Source organism: Phenylobacterium sp., from assembly GCF_016793225.1.
In the GTDB taxonomy this organism is placed as follows: Bacteria; Pseudomonadota; Alphaproteobacteria; order Caulobacterales; family Caulobacteraceae; genus Phenylobacterium.
Window position 1 is genome coordinate 1 of record NZ_JAEUMN010000121.1, and the last position, 16,044, is coordinate 16,044.

Here is a 16,044-nt window from a genome sequence, read left to right on the forward strand (position 1 = left end):
GAGAGGTCGCCCTTCACGTCCGCGGCGAACACCGGGACGCCCGCGTCGGAGAGGCCCTGCGCCAGCGCCTGCAGCGTCACGGTCTTGCCGGTGCCGGTGGCGCCGGCCACCAGGCCGTGGCGGTTGGCCCGGTGAAGCAGCAGCTTCTCGGGCTGGCCCGAGAACCCGATCAGGACGCCGTCGCTCATGGTGACTCCCCAGCTGCCTTGGCCGTTCGCCGCACCCGAAGCCCGAGCTTCGGCCCGCCTGTGTCCATCGGGGTTTTCCGCCGCCGGTTCAAGAGCCGCATCCAACGTCCCGAATCACCGCGGTTCGGCGGCCGTCCTTGCCGGAAGATGTCGTTCGGCAGGCAAATTTGCTCCCCTTCCGGCGGGAACAGGGGTAGAGCGAGCCCGATTTGACGGCGAGCCGCCCCGCGCCGACATTCGCTGAGGCCTTCCGAAAGCGCGCATGCCCGCCCCCAGAGCCCAGGTCGCCGCCGACCCCGTCTCGCGCAACGCGCTGGTGATCCTGGCCACCATCGCCGGCGGCGTGGTGCTCTACCTGCTGGCCGACATCCTGACGCCCCTCGCGCTCGCGCTCTTCCTCGCGCTGATGATCGACGGCTTCGCCCGCGTGCTCGAGAACCGGATGCCGGGGGTCTCGCGCCGCGCCGCCATGCCGCTCGCCATCGTGCTCTCGGTGGTGATCTTCGGCGGCGCCGCGTTCTTCATCGCCGACAACGCCACGGCGTTCGCGGGCCAGCTCGTCACCTACCAGCCGAAGCTGAACGGCCTCATCGCCCGCGTGGCCGGCATGATGGGCGTGGACGTGCCGCCCACCATCGTCGAGCTGATCCAGCGCGCCGATCCCGCGAGCCACCTGGGCCAGATCGCGCGGGGCCTGCAGACCTTCGTGTCCACGGCCGCCTTCGTCCTGGTCTACCTGGGCTTCATCCTCGCCTCGCGGCGCGGCTGGGAGCGCAAGGCGGTGGGCCTGTTCGAGCACCGCGAGCAGCGGCAGGAGGCCGTGGCCGCCTTCCTGCGGATCCGCAACGGCGTCGAGCAGTACCTGTGGGTGCAGACCGTCACGGGCCTGATGATCGCCGTCGGTTCGTGGGTCGCCATGATGGCGGTCGGCCTCGACAACGCGCTGTTCTGGGCGATCCTGATCTTCATCGCCTCGTACATCCCGGTGGTCGGCGGCATCGTGGCCGTCGCGCTGCCGCCGATCTTCGCCCTCGTCCAGTTCGACGGGATCTGGCAGGCCGCCGTGCTGGCGGTGGTGCTGCAGACCATCGGCATGTTCGTGGGCAACGTCGTGCAGCCCCGCATGCAGGGCCGCAGCCTCAACATGGACCCGATCGTCCTGCTGCTGGCGCTGGCGTTCTGGAGCATCGTCTGGGGCCTGCCGGGGGCGTTCCTCTCCACGCCGCTGACCACCGTGCTGATGGTGGTGCTGGTGCAGTTCCACGGGACCCGCTGGCTGGCCGTCCTGCTGTCCGCCGACGGCGACCCCGGCGAGCTCCGGCACGCGCACCCCCGGTCGACCCCCGACGAGGGGCCCGCCAGGCCCGCCCGCGGCCGCGCCAAGAAGACCTCCACGCCGAAAAACGAATCCGGGACTTAAACTGTGGCCGCCCAATTCCTATCTGAGGCCTGTCGGACGGCGCGTCCGTCCGGCGGGTGCGTCCGTTTCCCAACCCCACGGGCGCAGCGAGCACCCAGCGCTCCGCTGGTCCCCCACGGCGGAGCCATACGCCGCCGGATTCTCTCCTCCGGCGGCGTTCTCGCTTGGGTGGGGGCGGCGTCATGAGCCGCGCCCCCGCCTCCAGCGCATCCCCGAAGCCCGGCGCCGCCCTCGCCCGGGCGCTGCGCGCCGAACTGGGCGGCGCCGCCACCCCCGCCGAGAAGGCCTTCGTCGCCCAGGCGGCCGCCGACGCCCTGCCCGACGAACTGCCCGAGCTCTCCCTGCCCGACCTCGCGCGGAACCTCGCCGAGCTCTGGCGCTACGGCGAGAAGCGCCGCGGACGGGCCCCGCAGGTCCGCCTCAGCCCCGCCCTGGGCGCCGACCTCGAGCGGCTGGAGGTCGTGCAGGACGACGCGCCGTTCCTCGTGGACAGCATCATGGGCGAGATCGCCGACCAGGGGCTGTCGGTCCGGGCCATGATCCACCCCATCGTGACGGTCCAGCGCGACCGGACGGGCGTGCGCGGCGAGAGCGGCGCCCCGCGCCGCGAGTCCATGATCCAGGTGCTGATCGAGGACGCCGGCCCGGGCCGCGAGAAGGCCCTGCTGGAGGGCGTGAAGGCCACGCTGTCCGACGTGCGCGCCGCCGTCGAGGACTTCCCCGAGATGCTGGGGCTGATGGGGCGGACCATCGACGAGCTGGCGGCGTCCGGCAAGGCGCGCCCCGACGAGGTGGACTTCCTGAAGTGGCTGTCGGCCGAGCACTTCGTGTTCCTCGGCGCCCGCGTCTACGAGTACCCGCGGCTCAAGAGCGGCGAGTACGCGGCCGAGGAGCCGCTCTACCAGGCCAAGGACGGGCTGGGCGTGCTCCGCGACCCCGAGCGCACGGTGCTGCGGCGCGCCAACGAGCCGGCGGTGCTGATGAAGGCGATGAAGGACCGGATCGTCCGCGACCCGGCGCTCACCATCGCCAAGTCCAACGTCAAGAGCCGCGTCCATCGCCGCGGCTACATGGATTACGTGGGGATCAAGCGGTACGGCGACGACGGCCGGCCGTGGGGCGAGGTCCGCTTCGTGGGCCTCTTCACCGCCGAAGCCTACGACCAGCCGGCCGGGGCCGTGCCCCTGGTGCGCGAGAAGGTCGCCCGCGTGCTGCAGCGCGCCGGCGCCACGCCGGGCAGCTACAACGAGAAGCGCCTCAAGAACATCGTCGAGAACCACCCGCGCGACGAGCTCTTCCAGGTCTCGGAGGACGAACTGCTCGGGATCGCGCTGGGCGTCCTGCACCTGGCCGACCGGCCGCGCGTGAGGCTGTTCGAGCGCCGCGATCCCTTCGACCGGTTCGCCTCGGTGCTGCTGTTCGTGCCCCGCGACCGCTACGATTCCGACCTGCGGCGGCGGGCGGGCGAGATCCTGGCTGCGGCCTACGGCGGACGCCTGTCGGCCTACTATCCGGCGTTCAGCGACAGCCCGCTGGCGCGCGTGCACTTCATCATCGGCTTCACGCCCGGCCTGCACCGGACGCCCGACCTGCGCCAGGTCGAGGCCGAGATCGCCGAGGCGGCGCGCACCTGGGAGGACCGCTTCGGCGCGGCGCTGCGGGGCTCGGGCCGCGACGGCGACGCGATCGCCGCGCTCTCGGCGCGCTACGGCGAGGCGTTCCCCGCGGGCTACCGCGACCGGTTCGACGCAGGCCAGGCGCTGGAGGACGTCGACGTCATCGAGGGCTTCGGCGCCGGGGCCGCCATCTGCGCGCGCGCCTACCGCACGCCCGACGACGGCCCGCTGCAGTTCCGGGTCAAGCTCTACCGCCGCGGCGAGCCCGCGCCGCTGGCCGACGTGCTCCCCATCCTGGAGAGCATGGGCCTCAAGGCCATGGCCGAGGCCGGGTTCAGGCTGACGCCGCAGGGGCGCGAGCCGGTCTGGGTCCACGACTTCGAGATCGAGGACCCCCGCGGCGCCAACCTGGTCTTCTCCGAGGTGAAGGACGCCTTCGAGGACGCGGTGGTCGCCGTCTGGACGGGCCGCACCGAGAACGACGGCTTCAACCGCCTCGTCATGGAGCTCTCGATCCCCTGGCGCGACGCGGCCCTGATGCGGGCGCTGGCGCGCTATCGCCAGCAGTCGGGCCTGGACCCCTCGCAGCGCGTCCAGGAGCAGGCGCTCTCGAACCATCCCGGCGTGGCGCGGCTGATCCTCGACCTCTTCCGCATCAAGTTCGACCCGGCGATCGCCGCCGACGTCGAGGCGCGCCGCGCGCAGGCCGGCGCCGTCATGGAGGAGATCGTCGAGGCGCTGCAGCTCGTCGAGAGCCTGGACGATGACCGCGTGCTGCGCCGCCTGGCCCTGCTGGTGGGCGCGATCCAGCGCACCAACTTCTACCAGCGCGGCGCGGACGGCGCGCCCAAGCCCTACATCTCGTTCAAGGTCGCCTCGGGCGCCCTGGCGGACCTGCCGGCGCCCAAGCCCTTCCGCGAGATCTTCGTCTGGTCGACGCAGGTCGAGGGCGTGCACCTGCGGTTCGGGCCGGTGGCGCGCGGCGGCCTGCGCTGGAGCGACCGCCGCGACGACTTCCGCACCGAGGTGCTGGGCCTGGTGAAGGCCCAGCAGGTGAAGAACGCGGTGATCGTCCCCGTCGGGTCCAAGGGCGGATTCTATCCGAAGCAGCTGCCCAAGGGTCCGCCCGAGGCCGTGCGCGCCGAGGCCATCGCCGCCTACAGGACCTTCCTGTCGGGCCTGCTCGACCTCACCGACAACCTGGACGCCGCCGGCAAGGTGATCCCGCCGGCCGGCGTGGTCGTGCACGACGAGGACGACCCCTACCTGGTGGTGGCGGCCGACAAGGGCACCGCCACCTTCTCCGACATCGCCAACGGCGTGGCCGAGGACTACGGCTTCTGGCTGGGCGACGCCTTCGCCAGCGGCGGCTCGGTCGGCTACGACCACAAGGCCATGGGCATCACCGCCCGCGGCGCCTGGGAGGCGGTGAAACGCCACTTCCGCGAGATGGGCAAGGACATCCAGTCCGAGCCCTTCACCGTGGTCGGCTGCGGCGACATGTCGGGGGACGTGTTCGGGAACGGCATGCTGCTGAGCCGCCAGATCCGGCTGCTGGCGGCCTTCGACCACCGCGACATCTTCCTCGATCCCGATCCGGACCCCGCCAGGAGCTACGCCGAGCGCGAGCGCATGTTCGCCCTGCCCCGCTCGTCCTGGGCCGACTACGACCGCAAGGCGATCAGCAAGGGCGGCGGCGTCTTCTCGCGGTCGCTGAAGTCGATCCCGCTGACGCCCGAGGCGCGCGCCCTGCTGGGCGTCACCGCCGAGGCGCTGTCGCCCAACGAGGTCATCAACCTGATCCTGAAGGCGCCCGCCGAGCTGCTCTACCTGGGCGGCATCGGCACCTATGTGAAGGCGAAGTCCGAATCCAACGCCGACGTGGGCGACAAGGCCAACGACGCCGTGCGCGTCAACGGCGCGGACCTGCGGGTGAAGGTGGTCGGCGAGGGCGCGAACCTGGGCCTCACCCAGGCGGGCCGCATCGAGTTCGCGGAAGCCGGCGGCCGGGTCGAGACCGACGCCATCGACAACTCGGCCGGCGTCGACTCCTCGGACCACGAGGTGAACATCAAGATCACCACCGGCATCCTGGAGCGGCAGGGCAAGCTGACCCGCAAGGCGCGCAACGCGCTGCTGCCGAAGATGACCGACGACGTGGCCGCCCACGTCCTGGAGCACAACTACGACCAGACGCTGGCGCTCTCGCTGCTGGAGTTGGACTCGGTGGGCGAGCTCGCGCCGCACGCGCGGTTCATGAACGAGCTGGAGCACGCCGGCCGCCTGGACCGCGCGGTGGAGGGCCTTCCCGACCCGCTCGCCATCGCCGAACGCCTCAAGGCCGGGCGGGGACTGTCGCGGCCCGAGCTGGCCGTGCTGCTGGCGTACGGCAAGCTGGAGCTGAAGCGCGAGATGGTCGCCAGCCGGGCGCCGGACGATCCGTTCTTCGAGGCGCGGCTGCTGGCCTACTTCCCCAAGCTGCTGCGCAAGCACGAGGGCGCGATCCTGCAGCACCGGCTGCGGCGCGAGATCATCGCCACCGTGGTCGCCAACGACATGATCAACCGCTGCGGCCCCAGCTTCCCGTCGCGGATCATGAACTCCGCGGGCTGCGACGTGGTGGCGTTCACCGCCGGCTACGAGGCGGCGAAGCAGGCGCTGGATTTCGAGCCCCTGTGGGCCGGCGTCGAGGCGCTGGACCTGAAGATCCCCGCCGCCGCGCAGCTGCAGCTCTTCCGCCGGCTCTCGGCGGCGCTGCGGGGGGCGACCTTCTGGCTGGCGCGCCGGGCGGGCCGCGAGCAGATGGACGTGGCCGAACTGACGGCCCGCTATGCGCCCGGCTTCCGCAGCCTGCACGGCCTGATGCCCGAGATCCTGTCGCCGGCCGAGCAGGCGGGCGTGGCGCTGCGCCGCCGGCAGCTGGTGGACGCCGGCGCGCCGGCCGAGGCGGCCATGGCGGCCGCCGTGCTGGGCCCGCTCACCAACGCCGCCGACCTGGTGGACCTGGCCGAGGCGTCCAGCTGGCCGCTCGCCAACGTGGCGCGGCTCTACTACGCGGTGGACGAGGCCTTCGCCTTCGACCGGGTGCGCTCGGCGGCGGGCGCCTTCCGGGCGGGGGACATCTTCGAGCGGACGGCGCTGCGCCGGCTGATCGAGGACCTGCTGGCCGAGCAGGCCCAGCTCACCCGCGCGATCATGGCCTTCACCGGCAGCGCCCAGGCCGGCGACGACGCCGGCGCCGCGCGCGACGCCGTCCGCGCCTGGGCCGCGCTGCGCCGCGACCTCGCGGGCGCCGCCACCCGCACCGTGGAGGAGATCGAGGCCGGCGGCGCCGACTGGACCTTCGCCAAGCTCACCATCGCCAACGCCGCCCTCCGCGAACTGGCCGCCGAAGCGGCCGCAGGCCGCCGCCGCAAGGGCTAGGACGGAACCCCTACGCGCCCGATGCCCGAGGCGGCCCGCCGCCGCGCCCGCCGCACCCCTTCTGCGGCGAAACCGGGATGACAGCCGCTCAAGATCACAGCACCCACCCTCTCAGCTGTCATCCCGGCCGGACCCCGGCGCAGCCGGGGGGAGAGCCGGGACCCATACGCGCCCGATGCCCGAGGCGGCCCGCCACCGCCCACCGCCGCGCCCCCTCCGGACCCACGGAGTCTATGGGTCCCGGTCTTCGCCTCCGGCGAAACCGGGATGACAGTGTTTGAAGTAACGCCCCCCACCCCCTCCGCTGTCATCCCGGTTTCCGCGAAGCGGAAAACCGGGACCCATACGCGCCCAGTGGCCGTGGCGGCCCGCCGCCGCCAGCCCCCGCGCTTCTTCTGCGGCGAAACCGGGATGACAGCCGCTTGAGATCACAGCACCCCCCCTCAGCTGTCATCCCGGCCCATACGCGCCCGATGGCAGGGATCGGCCCGTCACCCCTCCAGCCGGAACGGCACCGTGCGGCGTTCGTGCTCGGGGACGTTGAGCCTCCGGTCCATGGGGGGGAAGGCGCGCTGGGCGCAGTCGTCGCGCTCGCAGATGCGGCAGCTGACGCCGATGGGCGCGGCCGGGCCCTTCAGGTCGACGCCCTCGGAGTAGACCAGCTCGTGGGCGTGGGCGATCTCGCAGCCGAAGCCCAGGACGTAGCGCCGGTCGGGCGTGAGGTAGGCGTCCGAACGCTTCACCACCGCGCGGGCGACGCAGAGATAGCGGGTCCCGTCCGGCATCGCGGCCACCTGCACTAGGAAGCGGTCGGGCGCGGCCACGGCGTCGTGGACGTTCCACAGGGGGCAGGCGCCGCCGAAGCGCGCGAACTGGAAGCGCGTGGCGCTGTGCCGCTTGGTGATGTTGCCCGCGTAGTCCAGGCGCACGAAGTAGATCGGCGTGCCCCGCTGCCCGGGCCGCTGCAGGGTCGAGAGCCGGTGGCACACCTGCTCCAGGCTCGTGCCGAAGTGGGCGGCGAGCTGCTCGACGTCGTAGCGCCGCTCGCGGGCGGCGGCGGCGAACCGGCGGTAGGGCATGAAGAGCGCGCCCGCCGCATAGTTGCCCAGCCCCACCCGGCAGACGTCCTCGGCCTCGCGGCTGCGGAACCGCGCCACCGCCAGTTCGGCGTCGATCCGGTCGGCCAGGTTCGCCACGGCGAGGTGGTAGGCCATCTGGAACGTCCGGGTGGACGAGGGCTGCGAGGCGTTCAGCCACAGCGTGTTGCTGGCCGGATCGTAGCGGCGCATCACGTCGTCCATGGCCGCGTAGCGCACGGCGACGCCCATCCGCTCGCGCAGGTACATCTCGATCAGCATGTCGGGCGGCCCCGGCTGGTCCAGGCCCACGTCGCCCGCGAGGTCCTCGGCCGCCCGGTCCAGGCCGTCGATGTAGTTGTCCTTGAAGTGGAAGAAGTCGCGCACCTCCTCGTAGGGCAGGAGCGAGCTCGCGGCCGTCGCCTCGTCCAGCGCCACCGCCTCCTCGGTCAGCTTCAGGCGTTCGGCGAGGCGGTGGTTGGCGCGGTGCAGCTCGAGGAACCGGCGGGCCAGGCCCGGCGCCTGCTGCACGGCCTGGCGCAGTTCGCTGAGCGGGATGACGTCGCCCGGCGCGCCGCTCTCCAGGACGGCTTCGCGCAGGTCGGCGATGAGGCGCTGGTCGTTGTCGGCCTCGAAGACCTCGGCCGGCGCCCGGAAGGTCTCCATGAGGCCCATGAGCACGCGGTCCGTGACCGGCCGCTGGTTGGCCTCGATCTGCGAGAGATAGCTCGCCGAGATGCCCAGGCGCTGGGCGCATGCCTCGAGCCGCCAGCCGCGCTGCACCCTCAGCGCCCGCACCTTGGGACCGACGAAGAGCTTGTATCGCATTTTACAACTTCACAAACCGGGGCCCGACCATAGCCAATTCTTCGCACGATGTCGGTTGAAACCTGTCCCGTCCCGACGTCAACCTCCCCGCCGCACGGTCCTGGCAGAGCGCCGGCAGCGCTCCGCAACTTTGCGAGCGGCCAGGGAACGGGAGCGAGACATGATGGACGACAACCTTCGCCACCTGCCGCGTCTGGGCATCGCCGGAGCCATGCGGCTCTACGGCATGACCGCGCGCGCGCTGCGCTTCTACGAGGAGCGCGGGCTCATCGAGGCGCGCCGCGACCGCCTCAACGCCCGGTTCTACGACGCCGCCGCCCGCCGGCGCCTGGAGTGGATCTCGCGCCTGCGCCGGGCCGGCGTGGGCCTGCCGCAGATCGAGGAGGTCCTCGAGGCCGAGACCGAGTCCGAGGCGCGCGCCGCCGCCGCGGCCGCCCTGGCCGCGCGCCGCAGCAAGCTCGCCGCCGAGATGGCCGCGCTGGACGCGGTGCTGGCCGAGATGGAGCGCCCCGAGGCGCCCCGGCGGATCGCCGCCCGCGCCTGACCGGGCGCGGCGCGGGTCCGCGCCGGCTCAGTGCCGGAAGACGCGGACCCCCGTGAACACCATGGCGAGGCCGCGCTCGTCCGCGGCGTCGATGACCGCCTGGTCGCCGATGGAGCCGCCCGGCTGGATCACCGCCGTGCAGCCCGCGTCGGCCGCCTGGATCAGGCCGTCCGGGAACGGGAAGAACGCCTCCGAGGCGCAGGCCGAGCCCGTGAGGTCCAGGCCGAAGTCGGCCGCGCGCAGGGCGGCGATGCGGGCGGAATCCTTCCGGTTCATCTGCCCAGCCCCGATGCCGAGCGTCTGGCCGTCCTTCGCATAGACGATGGCGTTCGACTTCACGTGCTTGGCCACGGTGAAGGCGAAGAGCATGTCGCGCACCTCGGCCTCGGTGGGCGCGCGCCGGGTGACCACCTTGAGGTCGGCCGGGGTCAGGTGCGCGGTGTCGCGGCTCTGGACCAGGAAGCCGCCGGACACCGACTTGAACGTCTTGCCGGCCGCCCGCGGGTCGGGCAGGCCGCCGGTGACGAGCAGGCGCACGTTCTTCTTCTTGCGGAAGAGGGCCACGGCCTCGTCGTCCGCCTCGGGCGCGATCACCACCTCGGTGAAGATCTCCAGGACCTGGGCCGCGGTCGCCGCGTCCAGCCGGCCGTTCAGGGCGACGATCCCGCCGAAGGCGCTGGTGGGGTCGCAGGCCAGCGCCCGCTGGTAGGCCTCCAGCATCGTCCCGCCCGTGGCCAGGCCGCAGGGGTTGGCGTGCTTGATGATCGCGCAGACCGGCCCGGCCTTGGGATCGAACTCGGACACCAGTTCGAAGGCGGCGTCGGTGTCGTTGATGTTGTTGTAGCTGAGTTCCTTGCCCTGCAGCTGGGTCGCCGTGGCGACCCCGGGCGACGCGCCGGGGAAGCGGTAGAAGGCCGCCTGCTGGTGCGGGTTCTCGCCGTAGCGCATGGTCTGGGCCAGCTGCCCGCCGATCGAGAACCGGCCGGGGGCGAACTCGCCCAGTTCGCCGGCGAACCAGGCGGCGATCGAGGCGTCGTAGGTGGCCGTGCGCGCATAGGCCCGCGCCGCCAGCTTCCGGCGCAGCGCCAGGCTGGTGGTCCCGTCCGCCGCGAACTCCGCCAGCAGCTCCTGCAGGTCGGCGATCTCGGTGCAGACGGCCACGTATCCGTGGTTCTTGGCCGCCGAGCGGATCATCGCCGGGCCGCCGATGTCGATGTTCTCGACGCAGGTCTCGAAGTCCGCGCCCGCCGCCACCGTCTGCTCGAAGGGGTAGAGGTTCACGTAGACCAGGTCGATCCCGCCGATCCCGTGCTCGTCCATCGCGGCCTTGTGCGCCGGGGCGTCGCGCACGCCCAGGAGGCCGCCGTGGACCACCGGGTGCAGGGTCTTCACCCGCCCGTCCATCATCTCGGGGAAGCCGGTGAGGTCCGAGACGTCCTTCACCGGCAGGCCGGCGTCGGCGATGGCCTTGCGCGTGCCGCCGGTGGAGACCAGCTCCACGCCCCGTTCGGCCAGCGCGCGGGCGGCGTCGATCAGGCCGGTCTTGTCCGAGACGCTCAGCAGCGCGCGGCGGATGTGGACCTTGTCTGGGGCGGGCGGTAAATCGGGCGCAGCCGGCACGGCATTCTCCTCTCAGGGGACAGGAAGAAACGCCCAGGCGCGCGGCAGGATATGGTCCACGCGCTCCCCGGTGGTCGCCCACCTCGAGTCGCCAGTCACGCGGGATGGCGGCGGGTTACGCCTCGGGCGGTCGGGGGTCAACAGGCTGGCGCGCGGGCGCGAGCTTCCACCGCACCCGGGCGCCGGAATCGGCCCGGCGCTGACCGCGCAGGACCAGCTGCGCGCCGCCGCCCGGCCGGGGTTCGAGGACGATGTCCAGGGCGTCGTTGCGCAGGATCCAGCCGTCGGCCTCGCCCTCCAGGCGCAGCAGCACGCTGCGCCGGTCCTGCGACACCAGCGCGCGGACGCCGGCGTGCAGCGGGAAGCGGATCGCGTAGGGGATGAAGTGCCGGCCGTCGGGCCCCTGGGCGCGGGCGGTGGGCGTCAGCCGGTCCTCGCCGCGCAGCTCGCCGGCGGCGACGTCCAGGTAGAGCCGGCGCTGGTGCATCAGGCCGTAGCGCGGCATCCAGCCATGGTGGGCGAGGTCGAGCCACAGCGCGCCCGGCGCCTCGTGCCGCTGCACGTCCACGGCGAAGGTCGCGTCCACGAGCCGCGGGCCCAGCACCGCGCCGGCGAACCCGTCCAGCACCCGCGCCGGCGTCTCGCCCGCCTCGGCGGTGGCGGCCGCCTCGATCCCGCGCCCCGCGCAGGCGTCGACCAGGCGGCGGCCGCCCACCAGCACCGCGAGGGCGAGCGGCGCCGCGCAGGCGTCCGCGGCCCAGGGCCCGGGCGCCGGCGGCGCGACGTCGGCGACGACCTGCAGGCGCGGCGCGTCGAGCCGCTGGTAGCCGCTCAGCTCCCCCGGCGTGGCGCGGTCGCCGGTCTCGTCCTGCGCCCGGGCGGCCGCGACATAGGCGGCGGCGCAGGCCCGCCCGCCGTGGAAGGCGGCCAGCCGGCCGTCGGCCAGGGTGAAGAACCGGACGGCGGCCGCCAGCCGGCCGATGGCGCGCTGGACCGCGTCGGGGGCCGCCAGCCCGCGCTGGACCATGGCCTCGTCCAGCGTCTGCAGGTCGAACAGCAGCTCCAGGGCCAGGTCGGGCCGGCGGGTGGCGTGGCCGCCGTCCGCGTCCACGGTCGCCGCCAGGGCGCGGGCGAGCCGCGCCAGCGCGCGCTCCAGCAGGCGCCGGCCGGCGGCGCCGCGCAGGGCCGCCCCGGCCACCGCGGCCGAGGCGGCGCGGCTCGCCGCGTCGGCCGGGTCGCCGGGAAGCAGCAGGTCCCGCGCCTGGCGGGCGAGGTCGCCGGCCAGCTGCGCGGTCTCGGCCTCGGACGCCCGGGCCGCCAGGGCCGGACCGGCGCACGCCAGGTTGAAGACCCGCCGCGCCATGACCTGCGGCGACCAGGCGAAGCCGTTCCACCGCCCGAACAGCCGCCGCCACTCCAGCACCAGCCGCAGGGCTTCCGCGGCGCCGTCGGGGCCCGCCGCCACGAGGCCCGGCAGCCAGTCGAACCGGTGCAGCGCCTCGGCGAACGCCCGGCTGGGGCTGGGACGGTCCCAGGGGTCGCCCCGCGGCCCGACGGCCAGCGTCTGGCCCGCCAGCACGAACGCGCCCGCCAGGATCGCCTTGCCGGCGTCGGCGTCGGGCGGCCGGAAGTCGCGGGGCTGGACGCCGAAGCCCTCGGGCTGGGGGCGGGCCGCGGTCCAGCGGCGCAGGCCCGACGCGCGCCACTCCTCCTGCAGGGTCCGGGCCGCGCCCACGGCCAGCGCCAGGGCGGCGTGGCGGCCCGGCAAATGGACGCCGGCCATCCGGCGGGTCCTCAGCCGCGCAGGGCGGCGATGTTGGCGGCGTACCGGTCGCGCCCGCCGCGGAAGACCGCGGTTCCCGCCACCAGCGCCGTCGCCCCCGCCGCGACGCACAGTTTCGCCGTCTCGGGCGTGACGCCCCCGTCCACCTCCAGCGGGATGTCGCGCCCCTCCGCGTCGATCATCCGGCGCAGCGTCTCGATCTTGCGAAGCTGCGAATGCATGAACGTCTGCCCGCCGAAGCCCGGATTGATCGACATGACGAGGATCAGGTCGATCTCGTCCATCATCCACTGGATCACGCTCGGGTCGGTGGAGGGGTTGAAGACCACCCCCGCCTTGGCCCCGACCTTGCGGATCAGCTTCAGCGTCCGGTTCAGGTGCGGCCCGGCCTCGGGGTGCACCGAGATGTAGTCGGCCCCGGCCTCGCGGAACGCCTCGATGTACGGGTCCGCCGGCGCGATCATCAGGTGGCAGTCGAACGGCAGCTTCGAGTGGGGCCTGAGCGCCTTCACCACGTCGGGCCCGATGGTGATGTTCGGCACGAAGTGGCCGTCCATCACGTCCACATGCACCCAGTCGGCGCCCGCGGCTTCGATCGCGGCCACCTCCTCGCCCAGGCGCGCGAAGTCGCTCGCCAGGATGGAGGGCGCGATGATCACGGGCTCGGCCATGGAGAGGGCTTAGCCTGATGCGCCCCGTCTTGTCGCCCCCTGTCGCACCGTCGCCCGCTGGTCCTCCCCTGCAAGGGGAGGGGAACCCTGCGCAGCAGGGTGGAGGGGTCCTGAGCGCCAGGGGGCAGCCCCCTCCACCGCCTTCGGCGGTCCCCCTCCCCCTGCGGGGGAGGACTGGGCCGGCGCCTCGTCCTTCCGGGCTGAGGGCCTCAGGCCCGCCGCAGCCGTGCGACGTAGAAGCCGTCGGTCCCGCCCTCGCGGTGGTGCGGCAGGATCCGCAGGGTGCCGTCGGGCCGCCGCGACGCCTGCGGCGCGCCGCCCTCGCCCGCGGCCACGGGGTCCAGCGCGAACCCGGGCGCGCGCCTCAGGAACGCCTCGACCTGGCCCTCGCCCTCCTCCGGCTCCAGCGAGCAGACGCAGTAGACCAGCCGGCCGCCCGGCTTCACGCGCCGCGCGGCGGCGTCGAGCAGCCGGGCCTGCACCGCGGCGAGCTTGGGGATCTCGGCCGGGCTCGCCATCCACAGCACGTCGGGGTGGCGGCGGAACGTCCCGGTGGCCGAGCAGGGCGCGTCCAGCAGGACGGCGTCGAAGGTGCGCCCGTCCCGCCACTCGGCGGCGTCCGCCTGCACCACCTCGGCGGAGAGCCCGGTGCGCGCCAGGTTCTCGCCCACGCGCTTCAGGCGGCCGGCCGAGCGGTCCACCGCCACCACGGCGGCCCCGGCGGCCGCCAGCTGCAGCGTCTTGCCGCCGGGCGCCGCGCAGAGGTCCAGCGCCGTCTCGCCCGGCCCAACGTGCAGCAGCCGCGCCGGCACGGCGGCCGAGGCGTCCTGCACCCACCAGTCGCCCTCGGCGAATCCGGGCCACGCCGTCACCTCGCCCTTCTGGTCCGAGCGTTCGGTGGCGCCGGTCGCCTTGATCGTGACGTCGGTGGCGGGCTCCATCGGGATCGTCGCGGCGATGGCCCGCGCGGCGTCGCGGCCGTAGGCGGCCTGCCAGCGCGCGGCCAGCCAGGACGGCAGCAGGAGGTCGGGGTCGTCCAGGTCGGGCGGCTCGCGCGTCAGCCCGCGCAGCACCGCGTTCACCAGCCCCTTGAACGCCGCCCCGCCCTTCTGGGCCGCGGCCAGGTCGACGGTCGAGCCCACGGCGGCGTGGGCGGGCGTCTTCAGCACCAGCAGCTGCGCCGCGCCCAGGCGCAGGACGTGGACGATGCGCTCGGGCGGCGGCTTCTTCAGCCGCGCCTGCAGCGCCGCGTCGATGGCGCCCAGGTGGCGCAGCGTCGCCATGGCCAGGGCGCGGGCGAAGCCGCGGTCGCGGGGGGCCAGCGCCGCCAGCGCCGGATGGCTCAGCCCCTCGTCCAGGCCGGCGCGGCGCGACAGGGCGGCGGCCAGCAGCTCGAGGGCCGCGGCGCGGGCCGGCAATCCGGCGATGTGGGGGGTCTCGCTCACCGGCGCGGCGTGCCCGCTTGGAGCGGCGCGCGCAAGGGCTTAAGTCAGGCGCATGGACGACGCCCCGCCCAACGCCGCCCCCGGCAAGGCCCTCACCCCCGCCGCCCGCCGCGCGCTGGAGGAGGCCGAGGCGCGCCGCCGGGCCGAGGTCGCCGCCGAGCGCCCGCCCGAGGACGGCGGCCCCCGCGGCCCCGAACCCACCCGCTTCGGCGACTGGGAACGCAAAGGCCTCGCCGTCGACTTCTGACCTTCCTTTCCCGCTTGCGGGAAAGGGGGACCGTCCGCCGAGGCCGGCGCAGGCCGGCCGGAGAGCGGAGGGTGGAAAGGGCAAGCGGCCGGCGCGGAGACCGGGGCGTTCCCTCGCCACCACCCGCGCTTCGGCGGGCGGTCCCCCTCTCCCGCAGGGCGGGAGAGGAAGGCGAGCCAGCGAGGCCGCCCCCGCCCCTCAGCTGTCATCCCGGTTTCCGCGAAGCGGAACACCGGGACCCATACGCGCCCGATGCCCGAGGCGGCCCGCCACTGCCCACCCCCGCGCCCCTTCTGCGGCGAAACCGGGATGACAGCCGCTTGAGATCGCAGCAGCAGCTCTCACCCCGCCCCGCCCGTCCGCGTGGTCCGTGTGGTCCGTGGTCCACCCACCGCACACGCCGCCGCCCACTCCGCCTCGAACCGCCGGTCCTCCGCGATCATGTCCCGGAAGCGCAGCGCCTCGGCGACCGTCCGGTCGAACGCCGGGTCCCGCCGGCGCCACGCCGCCACGGTGTTGCGGCTCGGCATGTCCGCGTCCCGGCACAGCGACGTCACGCTGGCGCCCATCGCCAGCCCCCGCCCGATCGCGTCGGCGAGCTCGGGCGTCGGCCCGCCGCGGCGCCGGGCGCGGGCCCGGCGGATCTGCCCGCCCCGCTTCATCTGCGCCAGCACGGCGGCGAAGCCGGGGTCCTGCGCCTTCCAGCGCCGCAGCGCGGTCGGCCCCGGCATGCCCGGCTCGCGCAGGATGTCGGCCAGCCGGTCGCCCCGGTGCACGCGCGCCAGGATGCGGTCGGCCAGGGCCGGGTCGAACGGCCGGCGCGCCCGCGCCTCGCGCGCCAGCCGGCCCAGCCGCTTGGCCTCGGCGTACCGCGCCACGAAGTCCGGGCGGCTGGCCTTCCAGGCGCGGATCGTCGCCTGGTCCGGCGCCCGGCCCGCCAGCTGCATCGCCCGCACCGGCTCGCCCGCGCGCACCACCTCCAGGAAGGCGTCCACGCGGTCGTAGTCGTAGAAGAACCGCGCCTGGTCGTGCCGCGGCCGGAACTGCCGGCCCCAGGCCGCGGCCCGCGCCAGCCGGGCCTTCAGCGCCGGATCGGCCCGCGTCCGCGCCAGCATCGCGTTGTACGACGGCGCCCAAGGCTCCCGGCAAACCTTGTGCAGCGTCCACCCGCGCTCCAGCCATT

The 16,044-nt window shown here is 74.1% G+C and carries 11 protein-coding genes and 1 riboswitch; of the genes, 4 read left to right on the plus strand and 7 right to left on the minus strand.

Annotation, left to right across the window (positions count from 1 at the left end):
- Window positions 1–188: helicase HerA-like domain-containing protein (locus JNK30_RS14400; protein ID WP_293483144.1), on the minus strand; the 188-nt coding region annotated here is incomplete at its 3' end.
- Window positions 189–450: 262 nt separating this feature from the next.
- Between JNK30_RS14400 and JNK30_RS14405 the strand changes: the two genes are divergently transcribed.
- Together JNK30_RS14405 and JNK30_RS14410 are read left to right on the plus strand one after the other, a co-directional pair.
- On the plus strand, window positions 451–1,608 hold the full coding sequence (locus JNK30_RS14405; protein ID WP_293483145.1) for an AI-2E family transporter: 1,158 nt from the start codon (window positions 451–453) through the stop codon (window positions 1,606–1,608).
- Window positions 1,609–1,790: 182 nt separating this feature from the next.
- Window positions 1,791–6,647 carry an NAD-glutamate dehydrogenase gene (locus JNK30_RS14410; RefSeq protein WP_293483146.1) on the plus strand — a complete coding sequence of 1,619 codons (4,857 nt, stop codon included), beginning with the start codon at window positions 1,791–1,793 and terminating at the stop codon, window positions 6,645–6,647.
- A 491-nt stretch (window positions 6,648–7,138) separates the two neighbouring features.
- Here the strand turns inward: JNK30_RS14410 and JNK30_RS14415 are convergent, their stop codons facing one another.
- The gene (locus JNK30_RS14415) at window positions 7,139–8,551 is read right to left on the minus strand and encodes a short-chain fatty acyl-CoA regulator family protein (RefSeq protein ID WP_293483148.1); all 1,413 of its coding nucleotides are present in this window, start codon (window positions 8,549–8,551) and stop codon (window positions 7,139–7,141) included.
- Window positions 8,552–8,711: 160 nt separating this feature from the next.
- On the opposite strand from JNK30_RS14415, the gene JNK30_RS14420 reads away from it, so the two are divergent.
- A complete protein-coding gene (locus tag JNK30_RS14420) occupies window positions 8,712–9,095 on the plus strand; it encodes a MerR family transcriptional regulator (RefSeq protein ID WP_293483149.1) in 384 nt (127 codons plus the stop codon).
- A gap of 27 nt (window positions 9,096–9,122) precedes the next feature.
- On the opposite strand, the gene purH is transcribed toward JNK30_RS14420, so the two are convergent.
- The 4 genes from purH to JNK30_RS14440 all read right to left on the minus strand — a co-directional run bounded on the left by purH (window position 9,123) and on the right by JNK30_RS14440 (window position 14,614).
- A complete protein-coding gene (gene purH, locus JNK30_RS14425) occupies window positions 9,123–10,715 on the minus strand; it encodes a bifunctional phosphoribosylaminoimidazolecarboxamide formyltransferase/IMP cyclohydrolase (RefSeq protein WP_293483150.1) in 1,593 nt (530 codons plus the stop codon).
- A 24-nt stretch (window positions 10,716–10,739) separates the two neighbouring features.
- A riboswitch (ZMP/ZTP riboswitch) is annotated at window positions 10,740–10,824 on the minus strand.
- 6 nt (window positions 10,825–10,830) lie between these two features.
- On the minus strand, window positions 10,831–12,498 hold the full coding sequence (locus JNK30_RS14430; RefSeq protein ID WP_293483151.1) for a heparinase II/III family protein: 1,668 nt from the start codon (window positions 12,496–12,498) through the stop codon (window positions 10,831–10,833).
- 11 nt (window positions 12,499–12,509) lie between these two features.
- On the minus strand, window positions 12,510–13,169 hold the full coding sequence (gene rpe / locus JNK30_RS14435) for a ribulose-phosphate 3-epimerase (RefSeq protein WP_293483152.1): 660 nt from the start codon (window positions 13,167–13,169) through the stop codon (window positions 12,510–12,512).
- Between the two features lie 209 nt (window positions 13,170–13,378).
- The gene (locus JNK30_RS14440; RefSeq protein ID WP_293483153.1) at window positions 13,379–14,614 is read right to left on the minus strand and encodes a transcription antitermination factor NusB; all 1,236 of its coding nucleotides are present in this window, start codon (window positions 14,612–14,614) and stop codon (window positions 13,379–13,381) included.
- A 52-nt stretch (window positions 14,615–14,666) separates the two neighbouring features.
- On the opposite strand from JNK30_RS14440, the gene JNK30_RS14445 reads away from it, so the two are divergent.
- The gene (locus tag JNK30_RS14445) at window positions 14,667–14,861 is read left to right on the plus strand and encodes a DUF1674 domain-containing protein (RefSeq protein WP_293483155.1); all 195 of its coding nucleotides are present in this window, start codon (window positions 14,667–14,669) and stop codon (window positions 14,859–14,861) included.
- A 341-nt stretch (window positions 14,862–15,202) separates the two neighbouring features.
- On the opposite strand, the gene JNK30_RS14450 is transcribed toward JNK30_RS14445, so the two are convergent.
- Window positions 15,203–16,044, minus strand: an 842-nt coding sequence (locus JNK30_RS14450; protein ID WP_293483157.1) for a hypothetical protein, incomplete at its 5' end; no start/stop codon positions are given.